The organism is Xenorhabdus vietnamensis (assembly GCF_002127535.1).
GTDB lineage: Bacteria > Pseudomonadota > Gammaproteobacteria > Enterobacterales > Enterobacteriaceae > Xenorhabdus > Xenorhabdus vietnamensis.
Window position 1 is genome coordinate 1 of the sequence record NZ_MUBJ01000059.1, and the last position, 3,404, is coordinate 3,404.

Here is a 3,404-nt window from a genome sequence, read left to right on the forward strand (position 1 = left end):
GCAGTGAGCCGAAAGTTACCCAAACCCTTAGCCGTCCTGATCCAGAGCAGCAGCGCCGCAGGTAAGAGCAGTCTGATGGATGCCGTCTTGAATCTGATCCCCGAAGAAGAACGTATCCAGTACAGCGCCATGACCGGGCAGAGTCTGTTTTACCTCGGTGAAACCAATCTCCAGCATAAAATCCTCGCCATTGCCGAAGAAGAGGGCGTGCGGCAGGCGGCCTATGCGTTGAAGCTGTTGCAATCGGACGGCGAGCTGACAATGGCGAGCACAGGCAAAGATGAGACGACCGGCACGCTGGTCACCAAAAGCTACACGGTGAAAGGCCCGGTGATGCTGATGTTAACCACCACCGCCATTGATGTGGATGAAGAGCTGCTGAACCGTTGTCTGGTGCTGACGGTCAATGAATCCCGCGAACAGACCGAAGCGATCCACGCGTTACAGCGCCAGAAGCAAACGCTCGAAGGCTTACTGGCTGAAAACGAGCGGGAGTATCTCACGGCACTGCACCAGAACGCCCAACGGTTGCTTAAGCCGTTGAATGTGGTGAATCCGTATGCCAGTCAGCTCACGTTCATGAGTGATAAGACCCGCACCCGCCGTGACCATATGAAATATCTCACCCTGATCCAGAGCATCGCCCTGCTGCACCAGTACCAGCGGAAAATCAAAACGGCCGAACATCGCAGTAACACATTGGAATATATCGAAGTCACGAAAGACGATATCCGGCTGGCGAACCAGCTTGCGCATGAAATCTTAGGCCGGACGCTCGACGAGATGCCGCCGCAGACCCGCAAGTTACTGCTGCTGATACAGCAGATGGCGCAAGATAGGGCAGCGAGCGAACAGAAAACGTTGCGTGAAGTGCGCTTTACCCGGCGGGATATCCGCGCTTACACCAACTGGAGTGACAGCCAGCTTAAGCTGCATTGCCAGCGCTTGAGTGACATGGAATACCTGCTGATCCACGGCGGCAGCCGTGGGCACCTGCTGCAATACGAACTGCTCTGGGAGGGTGACGGCGACAGTGCTCACTTAAACGGCCTGATCGTCCCCGTATGATGATCGCAAGTCTGGGCAGAACGGAGGCAAGTCTGTCTCAAGTCTGCCCCAAGTCGGGGCCAAGTCTGGGTAGCCGAACTCACTCTCACGCCACAGCCAGACAGGATTAACCGCCCGCAAGTCTGGCTAAACCCAAAATCACTGTTCCAGTCACCTAAGCAAGAAAATCACACCGTACTGCTATCGCTTCACTTTCACCGACAACACAAGGAGCTGACTGATGCCAAACACGCATGACTTCACGGTAATGACCTTACGCCAGCAATTGGATAACTGGCTGGAGACACTGACCGCACAGGGGAAAAGTCCGCAGACCCGGCTGGCCTACCGCGCCTATTTAGTGCCGTTCGTGGACTGGTGCGAACAACGGGCTGTCTGCACCGCCCCGCAGGTCTCGCTGTCGGTGCTGGAAAGCTGGCAGCGTTATCTTCGTGCCTATCGCAAGGCGGACGGGCAGCCTTACCGCAACAACGGTCAGCGTGAACGGCTCAATGCCCTGCGGTTGTGGTTCCGCGCGCTGCTGCACCGCCACCAGATTTTGTACAATCCCGCAGACCAGCTCGTGCTGCCGAAAAAAGAAAAACGCCTGCCTGCACAGGTGATGAATGTGGCCGAAATCGGGCAGGTGCTCGACAGTCTGGATTGCGGGACGCTGCACGGCTTTCGCAACCGGGTGATGCTGGAAGTGCTCTGGAGCAGTGGCATTCGTCGCATGGAACTGGCGAATCTGCACCTCGGGGACATTGATAGCGGGCGTGGGGTGCTCTGCGTGCGTCAGGGCAAGGGGCAGAAAGACCGGGTTGTGCCCATCGGCCGCCGGGCGCTGGGCTGGCTCACTCGCTATCTGGCGCAGGTCCGCCCGCGACTGGCGGCGCACCGGGACAGTGGTTACCTGTTTATCTCCGACCGGGGACGCGGCCTGTCGTGTGATTACTTAAGCCAATTGGTCGGCAAGGTTATCCGTGAACAGGCGCAGCTCGACAAGCCCGGTGCCTGCCACCTGTTCCGCCACTCGATGGCGACACAAATGCTGGACAACGGTGCCGACACCCGGCACATCCAGGCGATACTGGGGCATGAACGGCTGGAGACCACGCAAATTTATACGCGGGTCGCCATCGGGCACTTAAAGACAGTGCACCAGCAGACGCATCCGGCAGAGCGTGACAATCCGGCAAACGGCAGTGTCAGTGCAGCAGAGAGCCACTCAGGCCGTGCCCGCGGAGCGTCGGGCGGCGAACCGAAACCCCGGCGCACCGGACAGTCCGCCCGTCCCCGTTGAGTTCGCTTAAGTTCAGTGCGGGGGCAGACCGTGGCCGGACTGCCCGTTGGCATCAGTGCCTGCGGGGGTAAATGGGCAATGGTCGGCCTGTCCATCGGTGTCCCCAATCAGTCAGTGCAGGCCGCCCAAAGCCCATTCAACATAATGTGGGGGAATTATACGCACGGCGCCGATGAGCAAGGGTAACCGCCTGAGCATCAATGAGCGGCTTAATGCGTATAATTAACATTATGTCTGGCGCCCCCGCTGTTCGGCATCGCGGGGTGTGGCGCACAAGGCTGCGCCTTCTGCTGTCAGCACCGGCACCAGTCCTCGGCAAAAATCGGTGTTCTTCTTTAGCTGCTGTGCCATCGTCAGGCAAACAAACAACGCTGTAGGCAGGTCGGCCTGCGGCCTCCGCTAATTTACCTCCCCCGCCCCAACCCCGCTGCACTGGCTGCGCCCGGCTCGCAGTCACTGCGCTCCTTGCTCGTTGCCGTGCTCGCCATCTCCGCCCCGTGCAGCCCCCGCAGGGGGCTTCCCTTGAACAAAGCGGGGTCATGTAAAACCGTGCCCAATCTGAAACATCGGTGCTCCAGAGCGTCGCAGGGCGCCGCTGGCAGGCTCTATGCCGCCCGCACCCGCAGAACGGCTGCCCGCCGCCCAGACAAGCTGGTCAGCGTTCACCCGTTGCCGAAAATCCTGAAAGTGCACCTCGGCGTTTTGGGTTCGTGGCAGTTAATGGAACCGATAAAAACTGTTCTTTAATGGCATGATATTGAAAGTAAAAATGACGTAAAAAAGTATGACTGCACCCGAACCCGTCTGAGGATGGCCTCAACGAGATAGACGGGGAACGGCTCTACCAGAAAGGCCACCGGTTACGCCAGCTGGGTCAGCATCTGTTTGAGTATGATGATGCCGGGCGGATGACCGCCATGCAGCTGTGGCAGGAGGGGCACCGCCCGCAGCTGACCAAGTTTAGGTGGAACAGCCAGAACCAGCTTACCGGGGTACAGACGCCGGGCGGCCAGCAGTGGGACTATCGCTACGATGCCTTCGGGCGGCGTACCGA

General features: G+C 59.0%; 4 protein-coding genes and 1 pseudogene. 2 read left to right on the forward strand and 3 right to left on the reverse strand.

The window, feature by feature from the left end; all coding sequences use genetic code 11:
• Positions 1-1,068, forward strand: a pseudogene (locus Xvie_RS19875) (DNA primase); the annotation flags it as partial.
• A 220-nt stretch (positions 1,069-1,288) separates the two neighbouring features.
• The gene (gene xerC / locus Xvie_RS19880) at positions 1,289-2,350 is read left to right on the forward strand and encodes a site-specific tyrosine recombinase XerC (RefSeq protein ID WP_086110830.1); all 1,062 of its coding nucleotides are present in this window, start codon (positions 1,289-1,291) and stop codon (positions 2,348-2,350) included.
• Positions 2,351-2,486: 136 nt separating this feature from the next.
• On the opposite strand, the gene Xvie_RS21895 is transcribed toward xerC, so the two are convergent.
• From Xvie_RS21895 to Xvie_RS25975, 3 genes are all read right to left on the reverse strand, one after another.
• Entirely contained in the window at positions 2,487-2,807 is a 321-nt protein-coding gene (locus Xvie_RS21895; RefSeq protein WP_167376340.1) for a hypothetical protein, read from the reverse strand.
• Positions 2,808-2,887: 80 nt separating this feature from the next.
• Positions 2,888-3,016, reverse strand: coding sequence for a hypothetical protein (locus tag Xvie_RS24275; protein ID WP_279625694.1), 129 nt, complete (start codon positions 3,014-3,016; stop codon positions 2,888-2,890).
• Between the two features lie 194 nt (positions 3,017-3,210).
• Positions 3,211-3,404, reverse strand: a 194-nt coding sequence (locus Xvie_RS25975) for a hypothetical protein (RefSeq protein ID WP_422645958.1), incomplete at its 5' end; no start/stop codon positions are given.